Annotated in this window: 15 protein-coding genes and 1 pseudogene; 13 read left to right on the forward strand and 3 right to left on the reverse strand. The window is 72.1% G+C overall.

Features of this window, described 5'->3' with window-relative positions; genetic code table 11:
• The first annotated feature begins 27 nt into the window (after positions 1 to 27).
• From E6U81_RS28075 to E6U81_RS28090, 4 genes are all read left to right on the forward strand, one after another.
• Entirely contained in the window at positions 28 to 579 is a 552-nt protein-coding gene (locus tag E6U81_RS28075) for a TetR/AcrR family transcriptional regulator (RefSeq protein ID WP_136232855.1), read from the forward strand.
• Entirely contained in the window at positions 576 to 2120 is a 1545-nt protein-coding gene (locus E6U81_RS28080; protein WP_136232856.1) for an MFS transporter, read from the forward strand. Before E6U81_RS28075 ends, E6U81_RS28080 begins: the two co-directional genes overlap by 4 nt.
• A 275-nt stretch (positions 2121 to 2395) precedes the next feature.
• Positions 2396 to 2695, forward strand: coding sequence for a DUF6342 family protein (locus E6U81_RS28085; protein WP_136232857.1), 300 nt, complete (start codon positions 2396 to 2398; stop codon positions 2693 to 2695).
• Between the two features lie 169 nt (positions 2696 to 2864).
• Positions 2865 to 4340 (forward strand): membrane-associated oxidoreductase, encoded by a 1476-nt coding sequence (locus E6U81_RS28090; RefSeq protein WP_136232858.1) that lies wholly within the window; start codon positions 2865 to 2867, stop codon positions 4338 to 4340.
• Between the two features lie 45 nt (positions 4341 to 4385).
• On the opposite strand, the gene E6U81_RS28095 is transcribed toward E6U81_RS28090, so the two are convergent.
• Positions 4386 to 5015 carry a lysophospholipid acyltransferase family protein gene (locus E6U81_RS28095; protein WP_136232859.1) on the reverse strand — a complete coding sequence of 210 codons (630 nt, stop codon included), beginning with the start codon at positions 5013 to 5015 and terminating at the stop codon, positions 4386 to 4388.
• A gap of 326 nt (positions 5016 to 5341) precedes the next feature.
• Here E6U81_RS28095 and E6U81_RS28100 point away from each other — a divergent pair, with 326 nt between their 5' ends.
• The 3 genes from E6U81_RS28100 (at position 5342) to E6U81_RS28110 (ending at position 7710) form a co-directional block, all read left to right on the forward strand.
• Positions 5342 to 6538 carry a glycerophosphodiester phosphodiesterase gene (locus E6U81_RS28100; protein WP_136232860.1) on the forward strand — a complete coding sequence of 399 codons (1197 nt, stop codon included), beginning with the start codon at positions 5342 to 5344 and terminating at the stop codon, positions 6536 to 6538.
• Between the two features lie 73 nt (positions 6539 to 6611).
• Positions 6612 to 7166 carry a sigma-70 family RNA polymerase sigma factor gene (locus tag E6U81_RS28105; RefSeq protein WP_136232861.1) on the forward strand — a complete coding sequence of 185 codons (555 nt, stop codon included), beginning with the start codon at positions 6612 to 6614 and terminating at the stop codon, positions 7164 to 7166.
• Positions 7167 to 7203: 37 nt separating this feature from the next.
• A complete protein-coding gene (locus tag E6U81_RS28110; RefSeq protein WP_136232879.1) occupies positions 7204 to 7710 on the forward strand; it encodes a GNAT family N-acetyltransferase in 507 nt (168 codons plus the stop codon).
• A gap of 7 nt (positions 7711 to 7717) precedes the next feature.
• Here E6U81_RS28110 and E6U81_RS28115 read toward each other — a convergent pair whose 3' ends face one another.
• Positions 7718 to 8137: a hypothetical protein gene (locus E6U81_RS28115; RefSeq protein ID WP_136232862.1), complete on the reverse strand. Its 420-nt coding sequence runs from the start codon at positions 8135 to 8137 to the stop codon at positions 7718 to 7720.
• Positions 8130 to 8498, reverse strand: coding sequence for a hypothetical protein (locus E6U81_RS28120; RefSeq protein ID WP_136232863.1), 369 nt, complete (start codon positions 8496 to 8498; stop codon positions 8130 to 8132). Before E6U81_RS28120 ends, E6U81_RS28115 begins: the two co-directional genes overlap by 8 nt.
• 596 nt (positions 8499 to 9094) lie before the next feature.
• Here E6U81_RS28120 and E6U81_RS28125 point away from each other — a divergent pair.
• The 6 genes and pseudogenes from E6U81_RS28125 to E6U81_RS28150 form a co-directional block, all read left to right on the forward strand.
• A complete protein-coding gene (locus E6U81_RS28125; RefSeq protein ID WP_136232864.1) occupies positions 9095 to 10141 on the forward strand; it encodes an ATP-binding cassette domain-containing protein in 1047 nt (348 codons plus the stop codon).
• Complete coding sequence (locus tag E6U81_RS28130) at positions 10138 to 10806, forward strand: methionine ABC transporter permease (RefSeq protein ID WP_136232865.1); 669 nt, start codon at positions 10138 to 10140, stop codon at positions 10804 to 10806. The genes E6U81_RS28125 and E6U81_RS28130 overlap by 4 nt, the downstream gene beginning before the upstream one ends.
• Positions 10807 to 10922: 116 nt before the next feature.
• On the forward strand, positions 10923 to 11786 hold the full coding sequence (locus tag E6U81_RS28135; protein WP_136232866.1) for a MetQ/NlpA family ABC transporter substrate-binding protein: 864 nt from the start codon (positions 10923 to 10925) through the stop codon (positions 11784 to 11786).
• Between the two features lie 256 nt (positions 11787 to 12042).
• Positions 12043 to 12759: a GNAT family N-acetyltransferase gene (locus tag E6U81_RS28140; protein WP_136232867.1), complete on the forward strand. Its 717-nt coding sequence runs from the start codon at positions 12043 to 12045 to the stop codon at positions 12757 to 12759.
• Positions 12760 to 12835: 76 nt separating this feature from the next.
• Positions 12836 to 14038: a precorrin-6y C5,15-methyltransferase (decarboxylating) subunit CbiE gene (cbiE, locus tag E6U81_RS28145; RefSeq protein ID WP_136232868.1), complete on the forward strand. Its 1203-nt coding sequence runs from the start codon at positions 12836 to 12838 to the stop codon at positions 14036 to 14038.
• Positions 14039 to 14313: 275 nt separating this feature from the next.
• Positions 14314 to 15704 (forward strand): annotated as a pseudogene (locus E6U81_RS28150) (5,6-dimethylbenzimidazole synthase); the annotation flags it as partial.

Here is a 15704-nt window from a genome sequence, read left to right on the forward strand (position 1 = left end):
ATGTCTCAATCGGGGTATGCTTGTCTCATGGCCATGGATCGTGACCAGGTGCTCCGCGACGCGGCCGCCCTGCTTTCCCGCAAATCGACCGCCACGATGGACGAGGTCGCCCGCGCCGCAGGAATCGGCCGCGCGACCCTCCATCGGCACTTCGCCGGGCGCGACGCCCTCGTACGCGCCCTCGAAGGCCTCGGCATCCGCGAGTTCGAGGTGGCGTTCGACAACGCCCGCCTCGACGAGGGCACCGCGGTGGAGGCGCTCCGGCGCCTCGTCGCCGAAGCCGAGCCCAACGCCCAGCTGCTGGCCTTCCTCGTCACCGAGAACCAGCTGTTCGAGGGTGACGAGGTCAACGAGGGCTGGGCCCGGCTCGACGCCCGCGTCATCGCTCTGTTCCGGCGCGGCCAGGAAGAGGGCGACATCCGCATCGACCTGAGCCCCGCATGGCTCACCGAGGCCCTCTACGGCCTCATCGGCAGCTGCGCCTGGGCCGTCATGGACGGCCGGGTCGCAGCCAAGGACTTCCAATACATGATCATCGAGCTGCTGCTCGGTGGCGCCCGACGGAGCGTGGAGAAATGAGCCGTACCGAACAGCTGATACGTCAGACGGGGGTGGAGGAGAAGAGCCGCGGACGCTGGCTCGCGCTCTCCGTGCTCGTCCTGGCCGTGCTGTTGGTCGCGGTCGACGCCACGGTCCTCGGCCTCGCCACACCCTCCCTCAGCGAAGACCTCAAGCCGTCCGGCACCCAGCTGCTGTGGATCGGCGACATCTACTCCTTCGTCATCGCCGGACTCCTGGTGTCCATGGGCTCCCTCGGCGACCGGATCGGCCGCAAGAAGCTGCTCCTCGTCGGCGCCACCGCCTTCGGCGCCGTCTCGGTCCTGAACGCCTACGCCACCAGCCCCGAGATGATGATCGTCGCCCGGGCCCTGCTCGGCGTGGCCGGCGCCACCCTGATGCCGTCGACCCTCGCGCTGATCCGCAACATCTTCACCGACCCCAGGGAGCGCAGCCTCGCCATCGGCATCTGGGGCGCCACCGCCTCGGCCGGCGCGGCCGTCGGCCCCGTCGTCGGCGGAGCCCTCCTCCAGCACTTCTGGTGGGGCTCGGTCTTCCTCATCAACCTCCCCGTGATGATCGCCCTGGTCGTCGTCGGAATCAAGCTCCTTCCCGAGTCCAAGAACCCCGTCGCCGGCCCCTGGGACCTGCTCAGCGTGGGCCTCTCCCTCGTCGGCGTCATCGGCGTGGTCTACGCCGTCAAGGAAGCCGCCACGCACGGCATGACGTGGGAGGTCGCGGTCGCCGCGGGCCTCGGTGGGGGCGCCCTGTACGCCTTCGTCCGCCGCCAGTTCACCCTGCCGTCCCCGCTGCTCGACATGCGGCTCTTCCGGCACCGCGGCTTCTCCGGCGCGGTCCTCGCCGACCTGCTCACCGTCTTCGGCCTGTCCGGACTGGTCTTCTTCCTCTCCCAGTTCCTCCAGCTCGTCCAGGGCCGCGGCCCGCTGGAGGCCGGCCTGGCCGAACTGCCCGCCGCCATCGGTGCGGTGGTCACCGGCCTGGTCGCGGGCAGGTACGCCCGCCGGTACTCGGTGCGCTCCGTAGTGACCGGCGGCCTCGCCGCCATCGGCGCCGCCCTCGCCGTCCTGACCGTGATCCACAAGGAGAGCGGCTACCCGCTGCTCGGCGCGGCCCTGCTCGTCGTCGGCCTCGGCGCCGGCTTCTCCTTCACCGTCACCGCCGACGTGATCCTCTCCAGCGTGCCCAAGGAGCAGGCCGGATCGGCCTCCGCCGTCTCCGAGACGGCGTACGAACTCGGCGCCGCCCTCGGTATCGCCCTGCTCGGCTCCATCGTCACCGGCGTCTACCAGGGCTTCACCGCCCCGGCTTCCGTCGGCGGACCGGTGGCCGACGCCGCGCACGAGTCCCTCGGCGGCGCTGTGGAAGCCGCCAAGGCACTGGACCCGGAGACCGCCGCCCACATGGTCGGCGCCGCCCAGGACGCCTTCGTCGACGGCCTGCGGTTCGCCTCCGGCGTGGGTGCGGCCGTACTGCTCGCCACCGCCGTGGCCGCCTGGTTCCTGCTCAGGGGCCAGCGGCTCCAGGAGGGCGTCGAGCACTGACCCGCGCAGACGCCTTCCCGCGCCCCCAGTACTCACTTATTCAGACATCTGAATGTGTTTCGGCCTTTTGTGGCTAAGCGTGCTGTTTGCCCATGATCAGGTGAACGGGCCGTGTAGTTTCTCGCTGTGGCCGGGAGGCGTTGCGACGCGTCCGGGCCGGAAGGTTCTTTCGCTGGGGGAGCGGGGCGCGTCCTTTCCGGACTGCAGTCATGAACCGGTGTGGCTGGAGACCCGCGAGGGGAGTGGCGGTCCGCCCGAACTGGAGGGGAAGTCACATGCCCGATATCGATCTCGGACAGGCATCGGACTGGGACGAGGGCGACACCCACGGCCGCATCAGGTTGCGGCCGAACCAGACCTACCCGAACTCGCCCAAGAAGGACGTGCTCATCAGCTCGCCGGTGAGCATCGAGCTGTCGGTGAACACGAACTTCTCCTCCTCGCAGGAGGCGGACAAGATCTACTTCACGACCCACCACGGCTCCACGAAAAAGGTCATCGCCGTCCTGGACTCCGACGGCAACCTGCACATTGCCGGCCGCCTGATCACGGAGCAGAAGGACCTGTCGTACTAGGAGGGCGCGACCGCCCACTCCCGGGGGGCTTGAACGGCATCCAGTCGCTCAAGCCCGGCCGGTGGGCCCCTGGGGGCGGTGACAGGGTCCGCCTGGAGGATGTTCGGGCCAAGGGCCTTCCTCCCAAACCGAGTTGACAGCCCGTCGAACCCGGGACACCATCCCCGCGATGGAGATCAACGATCTGACCCCGGCCGAGCGCCGCGTATGGGAGGCCTTCCCGCGCGGTGACGGAGTCGACTTCCGGGAGCACCCCGAGGACAGCTCCGTCGACGGGGCCGGCTGGGGACCCGACCGCACGCTGCGGGCGGAGGTGCTGCGGGCCCTGCTGCTGGGCGCCGCGCCCGCCGCGGAGGGCCGGGTCGCAGGGCTCAAGATCAAGGGCGCGAGGATCGTCGGCAAGCTCGACCTGCGCTACGCGGTGATCGACCACCCGATCCGGATGCGCGACTGCTGGTTCGAACGCAAACCGCTCCTGTACGGAGCCCAGCTCAAGGCCCTCGTCCTCGGCTACTCCACCCTGCCGGGCCTCACCGCGGCCACCCTGCGCGTCGACGTCGTCCTGCGGCTCTCCTGCTGCCGGATCACCGGACCCGTCCGGCTCCAGGGCGCCAAGATATCCGGCGGCCTCTTCCTCCAGGGCGCGGTGGTCGGCCCCACGTCGGGCGAGGAGGCGGACGAACCCCCGCTCCAGCTCAACCACGCGGAGGTCGGCACCGACATCATCGCCAACGACCTGACCGTCCACGGCCAGCTCCGCCTCAACGGAGCCGTCGTCGGCGGCCGGATCAACCTGGACGACGCCCGTCTCCTCGCCCCCGACGGCACCGCCCTCCAGGCCGAGACCCTCCTGGTCGGCACCAACCTCCACGCCGCCCGGGCCCGGACGCAGGGCCGCCTCAACCTCACCGGCGCACGGATACCCGGCCGCCTCAACCTCGCCCACGCCGTCCTGGAGAACCCGGGTGGCATCGCCCTGCGCGCCTCCAGCTGCACGGTCGGCGAGGTGTGGCTGCCCGCCTGCGAGGACGTACGGGGCACCGTGAACCTGCGGCGCTCGCAGTTCGACCTGCTGAACATGCGGGCCGGAACCTGGCGGGACCCGCTGCGCCTGGACGGCCTCACCTACCGCACGCTGGGGCCGCACCTGCCCGCCGAGGAGCGGCTGGCCGCGCTGGAGACCGGCGAGCCCGGGTACCTCCCGTACCCGTACGAGCAGCTGGCCGCGGCCTACCGCACCGCGGGCGACGAGGCGGCCGCCCGAACCGTCCAGCTCGCCAAGCTGCGCAGGCACCGCCGCACACTGCCCCGGCACACGCGCCTGTGGGGCCTCCTCCAGGACGCGACCGTCGGCTACGGCTTCCGGCCCCTGCGCGCGGCGGGCTGGCTCGCGGCGCTGCTGCTCACCGGGGCGATCGCGTTCGGCCTGCAGCCCCCGCGCCCGCTCAAGCAGGGCGAGGCGCCGGACTTCAACGCCGTCTTCTACACCATCGACCTGATGCTGCCGATCATCGGCTTCGGCCAGGAACAGGCCTTCGCGCCGAGCGGCTGGCACCAGTGGCTGTCGTACCTGCTGATCGTGACCGGCTGGGTCCTCGCCACCACGACGGCGGCGGGCGTCAGCCGCTCCCTGCGGCGGCAGTGAGCACCCCGTTCCCGTCCTACGACGGGGCGGTCCGCGGAACGGGGCCTATGCCGCCTTCGCCTTGGTCGCGTACATGTCGACGTACTCCTGGCCCGAGAGCCGCATGACCTCGGCCATCACCGAGTCCGTGACGGCCCGCAGCACGTACCGGTCGCGGTCCATGCCCTCGTAGCGGGAGAACTCCATCGGCTCGCCGAAGCGGACGGTGACCCGGCCCGGGCGCGGCATGCCGGCACCGCCGGGCTGCAGCTTGTCCGTGCCGATCATCGCGAACGGCACCACGGGGGCGCCGGTCATCAGGGTCAGGCGGGCGATGCCGGTGCGGCCGCGGTAGAGCCGGCCGTCGGGGGAGCGGGTGCCCTCGGGGTAGATGCCGAAGATCTTGCCCTCTTCGAGGATCCGGCGGCCGGTCATCAGGGCCGCGACCCCGCCGTTGGCACCGTCACGGTCGACGGGGATCATGCCGGCGCCGGTGAAGAACCACGCCATGAGCCGGCCCTTGATGCCCTTGCCGGTCACGTACTCGTCCTTGCCGATGAAGTGGACCGTGCGGTCGCACACCAGCGGAAGGATCATGGAGTCGATGAAGGTGAGGTGGTTGCCCGCCAGAATCACCGGTCCGGAGCCGGGGATGTTCCGGACGCCCTCCACGCGGGTACGGAACATCGTGCGCATGACCGGTCCGACAGTGGCTTTGATGAGCTTCGTACGGAACAACGTGGGCCCTCCGGCATCGAAAAGCGGCTCGCGCCCCCACCGCTCGGCGGGTGGCGCAGGTGAGGACGATACTCGCGGGTCAGCTCCCGGCGCACATCGGGTTCACGTGTCGGATACGTATTGTTGACGCGCGTTTTCGCCAAGTTCCCCGAATGTGCCTTCGAGGCACCCCCTGCGGCCACCCCCTTTTGCCTACCATCGGCACGCCGATCGCGGGCCGCGGAACGCCGTGACGCCACAGGTCCCGGGACCGCCGGCCCCTTTCACGACGAGGAGTGGCACTCATGACACAGGGTGGGGCAGCGCGGCGCACGGTCCTGGGGGCGGCGGTCCTGGCGGCGGGGACGGGGATCACCTCCCTCGCGGCGGGAACGGCCTCCGCGTCCGCCGCGGGCGGCGGGCACGGCCACAGGGGCTACCGGGGCCTTCCGTACCCGACGGTCATCGGCCACCGCGGCGCCAGCGGATACCGGCCGGAGCACACGCTCGGCTCCTACCAGCTGGCCCTCGACCTGGGGGCGGACGTCGTCGAGCAGGACCTGGTCCCGACCCGGGACGGCCACCTGGTGTGCCGCCACGAGAACGAGATCGGCGGGACCACGGACGTCGCCGACCACCCCGAGTTCGCCTCCCGGCGCACGACCAAGTCCATCGACGGGGTCCCGGTCACCGGCTGGTTCACCGAGGACTTCACCCTCGCCGAGCTGAAGACCCTGCGCGCGAAGGAGCGCATCCCCGCCGTCCGCCAGCGCAACACCCTCTACGACGGCCAGTGGGCCGTCCCCACCTTCGAAGAGGTGCTCCGCTGGGCCGACCGCGAGGGCCGCCGGCGCGGCCAGGGGGTCCCCCCGGCCGGAGGCCGGGGGAGGGTCTGGCTGCACGTCGAGACCAAGCACCCCAGCTACTTCCGCGGCCTCGGCCTCGGACTGGAGGAGCCCCTGGCCCGGCTGCTGCGCCGCTACGGCCGCGACGGCCGCGACGCCGCCGTCTTCCTCCAGTCCTTCGAGCCCTCCAGCATCCAGCGGCTCTCCCGGCTGGTCTCCGCGCCCCGCGTCGTCCTGCTCTCCGCCGCGGGCAGCCGCCCCTGGGACTTCGAGCAGGCGGGGGACCCCCGTACGGTCGCCGACCTGGTCAAGCCCGAGGGCCTCAAGTGGATCGCCGGGTTCGCGCAGGGCATCGGCCCCACCATGGACCTGATCCTCCCGCGCGACGCGGCCGGCCGGCTCGGTGCGCCCACCACCCTGGTCAAGGACGCCCACGCCCGCGGGCTGCTCCTGCACCCCTACACCGCGCGCAACGAGAACAGCTTCCTGCCGGCCGAGTACCGCAGGGGCACGGACCCGGCCGCGTACGGGGACGCCCTGGGCGCCTTCCGCACCTACTTCGAACAGGGCATCGACGGCATCTTCACCGACAACCCGGACACCGGGCTGCTCGCCGCCGAGGCCTTCCGCCCGGGCCGGCGCCCCGTCAACGGCTGAGCCCCGCTTCCCGAACGAGTGGGACGAGCCCGGCGCGGAAACCGCCGGGCTCGTCCCACTCGTCCCGCCCGGCATGGACCTGCTGAAGGACCCCGACCTCGTGACCGAACTGGGCCCGCTGCTCTCCGCGGAGGCGGCGGCGGAGGCCCCGGGCGCCGGAGTGGACGCGGCCGACCTCGAACAAGCCGTCTGGGTCAGGCTGCTGGAGAGCGGCCGGCGCGCGCCCGATCCCGCCGACCCGGCCGAGCCCGCCCGCTGGCTGCGCCGGGCGGTACGGGCGGAGGCCCGCCTCGCCCGGCGCCGGGCGAGGCGCGAGGTCCCGTACGACCACCGCCCCCGGGCCGGCGCCGCCGGAGGGCCCGTGCCCGTGCCCGTGCCCGAAGACGCCCTGCTGCACGGGGAGGAGAACCGCGCACTCCGATCGGCCGTCGCCCGGTTGCCCGGACGCTGTCCCGAGCTGATGAAGGCACTTCTTTCGCCCAGAGACCTCACATACCGTGAAATCGCAGGAGAGTTGGGTATCTCACAAGGAAGTTTAGGGCCCGTGCGTTCCCGTTGCCTGGGATGTCTGCGCAGAATGCTGGCGGCAGAGGTTGCGGCTCCTGGCCTTCGGGGAATGGAGCGGTAGACCAAAGGGCTACCAGGTGAGCTGGAGGCATGCGCACATGGGCATGAGCGTGACCATTTCGGCGGCGGTCGCCGAGGACGCCGAGCAGATCTTCAAACTGCAGTACCTGGCCTTCCAGCGCGAGGCGGAGCTGTACGGCAACTACCTCATCCAGCCGCTCACCCAGTCCCTGGACTCCCTGAAGGGGGAGCTCGCGACGGACACCGTCCTCGTGGCCCGGCTCGGCGACGAGATCGTCGGCACCGTGCGCGGCAGCGTGGACGAGGAGGGCACCGCCAAGATCGCCAAGCTCTGCGTCCACCCGCGGCTGCAGGGACACGGACTCGGCGCGCGCCTGCTGCGCGCCGTGGAGGTGGCCCTCGCGAGCCCCGGTACCGCCACCCGCTTCCGCCTGCACACCGGTCACAAGAGCGAGTCCAACCTGCGCCTCTACCGCAAGGCCGGCTACGTCAAGGTCGGCGGGCGCACGGCCTCCGACGGCGTGCAGCTGGTGATCCTGGAGAAGGAAGCCAAGGACCCGACCGACTTCGCGGTCAGCGCCTGAGCACCCCTCAGCGCTTGCGCAGCCAGAGCATCCCGGTGATCGGCAGGATCACCGGGATGAACAGGTAGCCCAGCCCGAACTGCGACCAGACGGTCGTGTCGGGGAAGGACTCCGGGCGCAACACGGTCCACGTGCCCACGGCCAGTACGCCCGCCAGTTCCGCGGCGCAGCAGACCAGCGCCGCCTTGCGTGCCGTCTCGCCGCCGCGCACGAGCGAGTACGTGATGAACGCGTAGGCCAGTGCCGCCACCGCGGACAGTGAGTAGGCCAGCGGCGCGCGGTCGAACTCGGTGGAGATCTGGAAGGCCGACCGCGAGACCGCGCCCACCACCATCACCCCGTACAGCCACACCAGCAGCAGCCCGGGCCCGGAGACCAGCCGCTTGCGCCCGGCGGGAGTGACGGTCGTCGTGTCAGCGTCAGGCACCGGTGGTTCCCCAGATGTCGTAGAGCCGTACTTCGAGGACGGCGAGGACGACCGCGCCCGCGGCCACCGTCACCGAGCCCCATTTGGTCCGCTCGGTCAGCGAGAGCAGTCCGGCGGCCGGCACCGCGGCGAAGGCGCCGAGCAGGTACGCCACGAAGATCACCGAGCCCTCGTCGGGCTTCTCCCCCCTGGCCAGCCGGACCAGGCCGATCACCAGCTGGGCCAGGACCAGCACGGTCACGACGGCCATGCCGATGAAGTGCCAGTCCTTGGTCGGCTGGTCCCGCAACGCGGCGAAACCGCACCAGGCGGCGAGGGCGAGTGCGGCCACGCCGATGGCGACCGTCAGGGCGTCGAGCATGCAGCGAGGGTATTACGGGCCGAAAGACCCGATGCGCGCGCCCCTTCCCGTACGGCGGCCCGGGCGCGGCCGCCGCCGTCCGCGCCCCGGCCGTGGTCTTGACCACAGAGGGGCCCGCAGCCCGCTCCTGGGGCCCTGTCCGGCGGTAGGCCGGGAGGGCCGCGTCGGTGCAGGTCAGGGGCGGTGGCGGGAGGGTGGGACGGAGGAGCGCGACTGACCGGTGTAGTCCGGTATGCGGTCGAATGACGTCCGCTATCCGGACAGCTTTGATCGGTGAGGGGATACGTCTGCTTTACTGGGGCCCATGACCACGACGAGCAGCCGCACCCTTGCGACCGAGGCGACGATGACGCCCGGTGCTCGCTGTATGTGTCGAATGTGCGCCTTCTGAGGGCCCCTTCCTGAGCCTCGCGCCCCGAAGCGAGACCAGCCGCGCCAGTACGTCACCGCCTGATGGACAGCACGGCCCACTCATGCCCCGCGCACGCGTCGAAGCCATCGATTTCTGACGGTTCGTCCCGTATCGCGTCCCCAGATGTTTGCCCCGTGCCCGGCACACCCCGCTGCGCCGTGCACTCGACAGCGACGGAATTCCTGTGATCACCACATCGGGCCTCACGAAGGTCTACCAGTCCCGTGGCCGCGAGGTCACCGCCCTGGACGGCGTCGACCTCCACGTCCGCGAGGGCGAGGTGTACGGAGTCATCGGCCAGAGCGGCGCCGGAAAGTCCTCCCTGATCCGCTGCGTGAACCTGCTGGAGCGCCCCACCACCGGCACCGTGCACGTCGACGGGGTCGACCTCACCGCGCTCGCCGGCCGCGGCCGCCGCGCCGGCAAGGAACTGCGCGAGGCCCGCAGCCGCATCGGCATGGTCTTCCAGCACTTCAACCTGCTGTCCTCGCGCACCGTCCAGGCCAACGTCGAGCTGCCCCTGGAGATCCTCGGCGTCTCCGGCCGCGAGCGCTCCCGCAAGGCCCTCGAACTCCTCGACCTGGTAGGCCTCGGAGACAAGGCCAAGGCCTACCCCACCCAGCTCTCCGGCGGCCAGAAGCAGCGCGTCGGCATCGCCCGCGCCCTGGCCGGCGACCCCAAGGTGCTCCTCTCCGACGAGGCCACCAGCGCCCTGGACCCCGAGACCACCCGCTCCATCCTGGGCCTGCTGCGCGACCTCAACGAGCAGCTTGGCCTCACCGTCCTCCTCATCACGCACGAGATGGACGTCGTCAAGACCGTCTGCGACTCGGCCGCGCTGATGAAGAAGGGCCGCATCGTCGAGTCCGGCACCGTCGCCGAACTGCTCGCCACCCCCGGCTCCGAACTCGCCGGCGAGCTGTTCCCGGTCACCGGCGCCGCCTCCGGCCCCGACCGCACGGTCGTCGACGTCACCTTCCACGGTGAGGCCGCCGCCCAGCCGGTCATCTCGCAGCTCTCGCGGACGTACAACATCGACATCTCGATCCTCGGCGCCGCGATGGACACCGTCGCCGGCCGGCTGATCGGCCGCATGCGCATCGAACTGCCCGGCCGCTACGAGGACAACGTCGTACCCGTCGGCTTCCTGCGCGAACAGGGCCTCCAGGTCGACGTGGTCGACGAGATCGACAACGAACTGGCCGAACTGGTCAAGGATGGTGCCAAGTGACCTGGTCCGAGATGCAGCCCCTGCTCACCCAGGGCACCTACGACACCCTCTACATGGTGCTGTGGTCCACCCTGGTGACCGTGCTCGGCGGACTGCCCATCGGCATCCTGCTGGTCCTCACCGACAAGGGCGGCCTGCTGCAGAACCAGCCGCTCAACAAGGTCCTCGGCGTGATCGTGAACATCGGCCGCTCGCTGCCGTTCATCATCCTGCTGATCTTCCTGATCCCGGTCACCACGGCGGTCGTCGGCACCTTCATCGGCCCCACCGCCATGATCGTGCCGCTCGCCATCGGCGCCATCCCCTTCTTCGCGCGGCTCGTCGAGACAGCCGTCCGCGAGGTGGACCACGGTCTCATCGAGGCCGTCGAGTCCATGGGCGGCGGCATCCCGACCCTGGTCGGCAAGGTGCTCCTGCCGCAGGCCCTGCCGTCCCTGGTCGCCGGAGTCACCACCACCGTCATCACCCTCGTCGGCTACTCCGCCATGGCGGGCGCCGTCGGCGGCGAAGGACTCGGCTCCAAGGCCATCACATATGGCTTCCAGCGCTTCGAGACCGGCTTCATGGTCGCCACCGTCGTGGTCCTCATCGTCCTCGTCACCGCGGTCCAGCTGATCGGCGACGGCGCCGTACGCCTGCTGGCCCGCCGCGGCCGCACCGCCTGACCGCCCCAACGGGCCGCCACCCCAACGATTTTCCCCCCAAGAGCCCGCACTTGTCGTGCTTGGGCCGCCACCACCAGCAAGTCCTCGGTACTTGTTCAGCAAGAAAGGCACTCTTCGTGCGTAAGAACATCAAGCTCACCGCCCTCGCCGCCACCGCCACCGCGCTGACCATCGGCCTCACCGCCTGCGGCAGCTCCTCGGACCCGTCCTCCGCCAAGGCCGACGGCGGCAAGGCCGACGAGAGCAAGCCGCTCGTCATAGCGGCCTCCCCGAGCCCCCACGCCGACATCCTGAACTTCGTGAAGGACAAGCTCGCGGCCAAGGAAGGCCTCAAGCTGGAGGTCAAGGAGTTCACGGACTACGTCCTGCCCAACACCGCCACCGAGCAGGGCCAGGTCGACGGCAACTACTTCCAGCACAAGCCGTACCTCGACGACTTCAACAAGAAGAACAGCACCCACGTCGTCCCGGTCGTGAACGTGCACCTGGAGCCGCTCGGCCTCTACTCCAAGAAGGCCAAGGCGCTCTCCGACATCAAGCCCGGCCAGACCATCGCCGTCCCCAACGACACCACCAACGAGGGCCGCGCGCTCCAGCTGCTGGCCGCGAACAACCTGATCACCCTGAAGGAGGGTGTCGGCACCAGCGCCAAGCTGTCCGACATCACCGACAAGAAGGGCCTGGAGTTCAAGGAGCTGGAGGCCGCCACCGTCCCGCGCGCCCTGGGCGACGTGGACGCCGCGGTCATCAACGGCAACTACGCCCTGGAAGCGAACCTGGCGCCCGCCAAGGACGCGCTCGCCCTGGAGAAGGCCGAGGGCAACCCCTACGCCAACTTCCTCGCGGTCAAGGACGGCAACCAGAACGACCCGCGGATCCAGAAGCTCGCCAAGCTCCTGAACTCCGACGACGTCAAGAAGTTCATCGAGGAGAAGTACCAGGGCTCGGTCGTCCCGGCCTTCGGCACCCCCGCCTCCTGACCCCGCCGCCCGACCCCGTCGGGCCCCGGACCGTCATGCATCTCGGCCCCGCACGCCCCTGTCGGCGCGCGGGGCCGAGTCCTGCCCGCCCCCGGAGCCCGGTCCTGCCCGCTCCCGGGCAACCCGGCCCTGCACATCCCCCGTTCGATGCTGCATGCTGTGGCGTACGACCCGTGGATCAGGTCCCGCACCAAGGCCCCGCACCACGGTCGCATCGCACCACGGTCGCACCACGTTCTCAGGCATGGAGCTGCGCATGACTACCACCTTCCCGGACGTCACCATCAGCACGGAACGGCTGGTGCTGCGCCCGTTCGAGGAGGAGGACGTCACCGCGCTCGCCGAGATGATGAACGACGAGAACATCACCGCCTGGACCTCCGCGCCGTACCCCTACACGCAGGCCGACGCGCACGCATGGGCCACCCGGGACTCCCACGCCGAACGCGCCGAGGGCCGCGGCATCGTCCTCGCCGTCACCGAGTTCCTCACCCAGCGCCTCGTCGGCATCGTCCACCTCCGCAACACCAACTGGCGCACCCGGGCCACCGAGGTCGGCTACGTCACCGCCCCCTGGGCCCGCGGCGAGGGCTACGCCAGCGAGTCCGTCCTGGCCGTCGCCCAATGGCTGTTCCGCGAGCAGGGGTTCGAGCGCCTCGAACTGCGCACCGCCGCCGACAACACCGCCTCCCAGCAGGTCGCCCAGAAGATCGGCTGCATCAGCGAGGGCGTCCTGCGCAACGCGTGGACCGTGCGCACGCAGACGGCCGACGGCGGCTGGACCGACACCCGCACCGACCTCATCGTGTGGAGCCTCCTGCCCGAGGACCTCGACGAGGGCGACGGCTTCGACGGGTACGACGGCTACGAGAGCTACGACACCTACGGCGGCCACGGCGCACACCCCGGCCGCACGGTCCCCGGCCAGCGGTCCGACGCGAACGGCCGCCCGGTCGGCGCCGACCGGAAATGAACCGATGACCGGGTAGTCTCACCGTGCCCGCCCCTCCCGCCCTCCCTCCAGCCCCCACACCAGGAGACAGACGACGATGGCCGACCGGGTCACGGTGATCGGCTGGGACGGTTCCCCCCTGACCTCGGCCGCCCGGTCCGCGCTCTCCGCCGCCACCCTCGTGGCCGGCGCCGCACACCACCTCGCCCTCCCCGAAGTCCCGCCCACCGCCGAACGCATCCGACTCGGCAGCCTGGGCCTGGCCGCCCGCCGCATCGCCGGCCACCGCGGCACCGCCGTGGTCTTCGCCGACGGGGACCCCGGATTCTTCGGCGTCGTACGCACCCTGCGCGCCCCCGAGCACGGCCTCGAGGTCGAGGTCGTCCCCGCCGTCTCCTCCGTCGCGGCCGCCTTCGCCCGCGCCGGCATGCCCTGGGACGACGCCCAGGTCGTCGTCGCCCACCCCCGCACCCTGCGCCGTGCCGTCAACGTCTGCCGCGCCCACCCCAAGGTCGCCGTCCTCACCTCGCCCGGCGCCGGCCCCGCCGAACTCGCCCTGCTCCTCGACGGGGTCCACCGCACCTTCGTCGTCTGCGAGGAACTCGGCACGGACCGCGAGCAGGTGAGCGTCCTGACCTCGGACAAGGCCGCCGACCACAGCTGGCGCGACCCCAACGTCGTCATCGTCATCGGCGGCGCGGGACAGGCGCAGACCGCCGACCCGGGCTGGCTCCTCGGCCAGAGCGCCGCCCACTGTGCCGAGCGCGGCTGGGCCCGCGCGCAGGCCGGCACGGGGGAGGGGGAGTCGGCGCTGCTGCACGCGGCCCAACTCGCCCGGCTCGGCCCGCGCACCGGCGACCTCGTCTGGGACATCGGCACCGGATCCGGCGGCGTGGCCGTCGACGCGGCAGCCCTCGGCGCCGCCGTCATCGCCGTCGACGCCGACCCCGGGGCCCGCGAGCGGGTGACTGCCGCGGCCCGCAGGCGGGGCGTGCAAGTGCAGTTCGTCGCCGGGCGCGCACCGCACGTCCTGGAGAACCTGCCCGAACCCGACGTCGTCCGCGTCGGCGGCGGCGGCGCCGAGGTGGTCGCGGCCGTCGCAGACCGGCGCCCCGAACGGATCGTCAGCCACGCCTCCACGCGCGACGAGGCGGAGGCCATCGGCCGGGCCCTCACCGAACACGGTTACGACGTCGAGTGCGCCCTCCTCCAGGCCGTCGGCCTGGACCCCCGCACCTGGGCGGAACAGGACCGTTCCGTGGTGTTCCTCCTGGCAGCTCAGCGCCCTGCCGCCCGCTGAGACGAGGGCCGGGGTAGGCTGGCCGATCGTCGTACTGCGCGGACGTTTCGGGCATCGCGACACGGCCTGGACGCGCGACGTGGCGCAGTCCACAGAGGACCGTGGTGGTTATGGCCGCCACGATCGCTAACGGGCGCGACAATGCTTACTGGTTGTCGTGCAGGCGCACGTGAGACGGACTCGTCGCACCCGCGACACCGCACGGCAACTCCGCTCGGAGGCCTCGTGGGCGACCGGGTGATCGAAGAGGCAACACCGATGGGCGAGGGGTAAGCATGACTGACACCGGCCAGGTCCCGGGCGAGGGTTTCCCGGACAACACGGGCATGGTGGATCAGCAGGGCATCCCCGCCCCGGTCCAGATCCCGGCACCGATGCCCGGTTACGCCTTCCAGGACCTCATGGACAACCCGGCCGAGCCCGAGGACGAGGAACTGCTGCTCATGCCGAGCGGCCAGGGCGCCTGGAGCGACCCGCAGGTCGTCCCGCAGGTCCCCGCCTTCCCGGTCGAGCCCCAGCTCGGCGAGCCGCAGATGTACGCCGACGCGTCCTACGGCGCCGAGCCCGCGTACGCCGCAGCCCCGGCGGCGTACCCCGAGCCCGCCGCGTACACCGAGTTCCCCCAGCCCGCCTTCCCCGACGGCTCCTACAGCGCCGGCGCCCACGAGACGGGCGGCCGCGACTCCGGCCAGCTCGACCTCGGCGGGCTCGTCGTCCCGCCGCCCGCGGCCCCCGCCGCCCCGGTGGCCCCCGCGGCCCCCGCCCGGCGCCCGCTGCACATGGGCCCGCCCGTGCCCGACGCCACCGGCGGAGTCGTACGGTCCCTCGCGGACCGCGGCCCGGCCGCCGCGCCCGCGCAGCCCGCCCCGCCCGTCTCCCCGCTGGGCACCGCCGTGCCGGCCACCCCGCTCCACCAGGCGGGACCCCCGACCATCGGGCCCGAGTACCTGGACGTCCCGCGTGCCGAGGCCGCCCAGGAGCCCGCCCCCCAGCTCGGCGAGGTCCCCCCGCAGGCCGGGACGCCGTGGACGCCGGAGCCGGTCGCCGTGCCCGATCCCGTCTCCGCGCCGGAGCCGCCGGCGGCCGAGGCCGCCCAGGCCCCCGAGCCGGTGCCTGCGGCAGAGCCGGTGCAGGCCGCGGTGGAGCCCGAGCCCGGGCCGGAGCCCCTGGCCGCCGCCGCGGACACGGCGGCTCAGCCGCCGCACCCCGAGGCCGTACCCGCCGAGGCGCCCGCCGCGCCGGCGGAGACACCCGAACCCCTGGTCGCCGAGGCGCCCGCGGCCGACCCCGAGCCGGCGGCTCCCGCGGAGGCCGCCGAGCCGGTCGCCCCCGCGGAGCCCGTCGAGGCCGTCGAGCCCGTCGCCGCCGAGCCCGTCCAGCCGGTGCCGGCCGAGGCCGTCGCTCCCGTCCCGGCCGAGCCGGTGGCCGCCGAGCCGCAGGCCGTGGCGGTCGCCCCCGAGGAGCCGGCCGAGGCCGTCGCGCCCGTCGCGCCCGAGCCGGTCCTGCCCGAACCCGTCGTCGCCCCGGTGGAGGCTGCCGAGCTCGTGGAGGCCGCGGCCCCCGCCCGGCGCCCGCTGCACATGGGCCCGCCCGTGCCCGACGCCACCGGCGGAGTCGTACGGTCCCTCGCGGACCGCGGCCCGGCCGCCGCGCCCGCGCAGCCCGC

The organism is Streptomyces sp. A0592, assembly GCF_004795115.1.
In the GTDB taxonomy this organism is placed as follows: domain Bacteria; phylum Actinomycetota; class Actinomycetes; order Streptomycetales; family Streptomycetaceae; genus Streptomyces; species Streptomyces erythrochromogenes.

Coding starts and splice junctions, on each gene's coding strand:
- E6U81_RS28075 (WP_136232855.1), top strand. CDS start 28: ATGGCCATGGATCGTGACCAGGTGCTCCGCGACGCGGCCGCCCTGCTT.
- E6U81_RS28080 (WP_136232856.1), top strand. CDS start 576: ATGAGCCGTACCGAACAGCTGATACGTCAGACGGGGGTGGAGGAGAAG.
- E6U81_RS28085 (WP_136232857.1), top strand. CDS start 2,396: ATGCCCGATATCGATCTCGGACAGGCATCGGACTGGGACGAGGGCGAC.
- E6U81_RS28090 (WP_136232858.1), top strand. CDS start 2,865: ATGGAGATCAACGATCTGACCCCGGCCGAGCGCCGCGTATGGGAGGCC.
- E6U81_RS28095 (WP_136232859.1), bottom strand. CDS start 5,015: ATGCGCACGATGTTCCGTACCCGCGTGGAGGGCGTCCGGAACATCCCC.
- E6U81_RS28100 (WP_136232860.1), top strand. CDS start 5,342: ATGACACAGGGTGGGGCAGCGCGGCGCACGGTCCTGGGGGCGGCGGTC.
- E6U81_RS28105 (WP_136232861.1), top strand. CDS start 6,612: ATGGACCTGCTGAAGGACCCCGACCTCGTGACCGAACTGGGCCCGCTG.
- E6U81_RS28110 (WP_136232879.1), top strand. CDS start 7,204: ATGGGCATGAGCGTGACCATTTCGGCGGCGGTCGCCGAGGACGCCGAG.
- E6U81_RS28120 (WP_136232863.1), bottom strand. CDS start 8,498: ATGCTCGACGCCCTGACGGTCGCCATCGGCGTGGCCGCACTCGCCCTC.
- E6U81_RS28140 (WP_136232867.1), top strand. CDS start 12,043: ATGACTACCACCTTCCCGGACGTCACCATCAGCACGGAACGGCTGGTG.
- cbiE (WP_136232868.1), top strand. CDS start 12,836: ATGGCCGACCGGGTCACGGTGATCGGCTGGGACGGTTCCCCCCTGACC.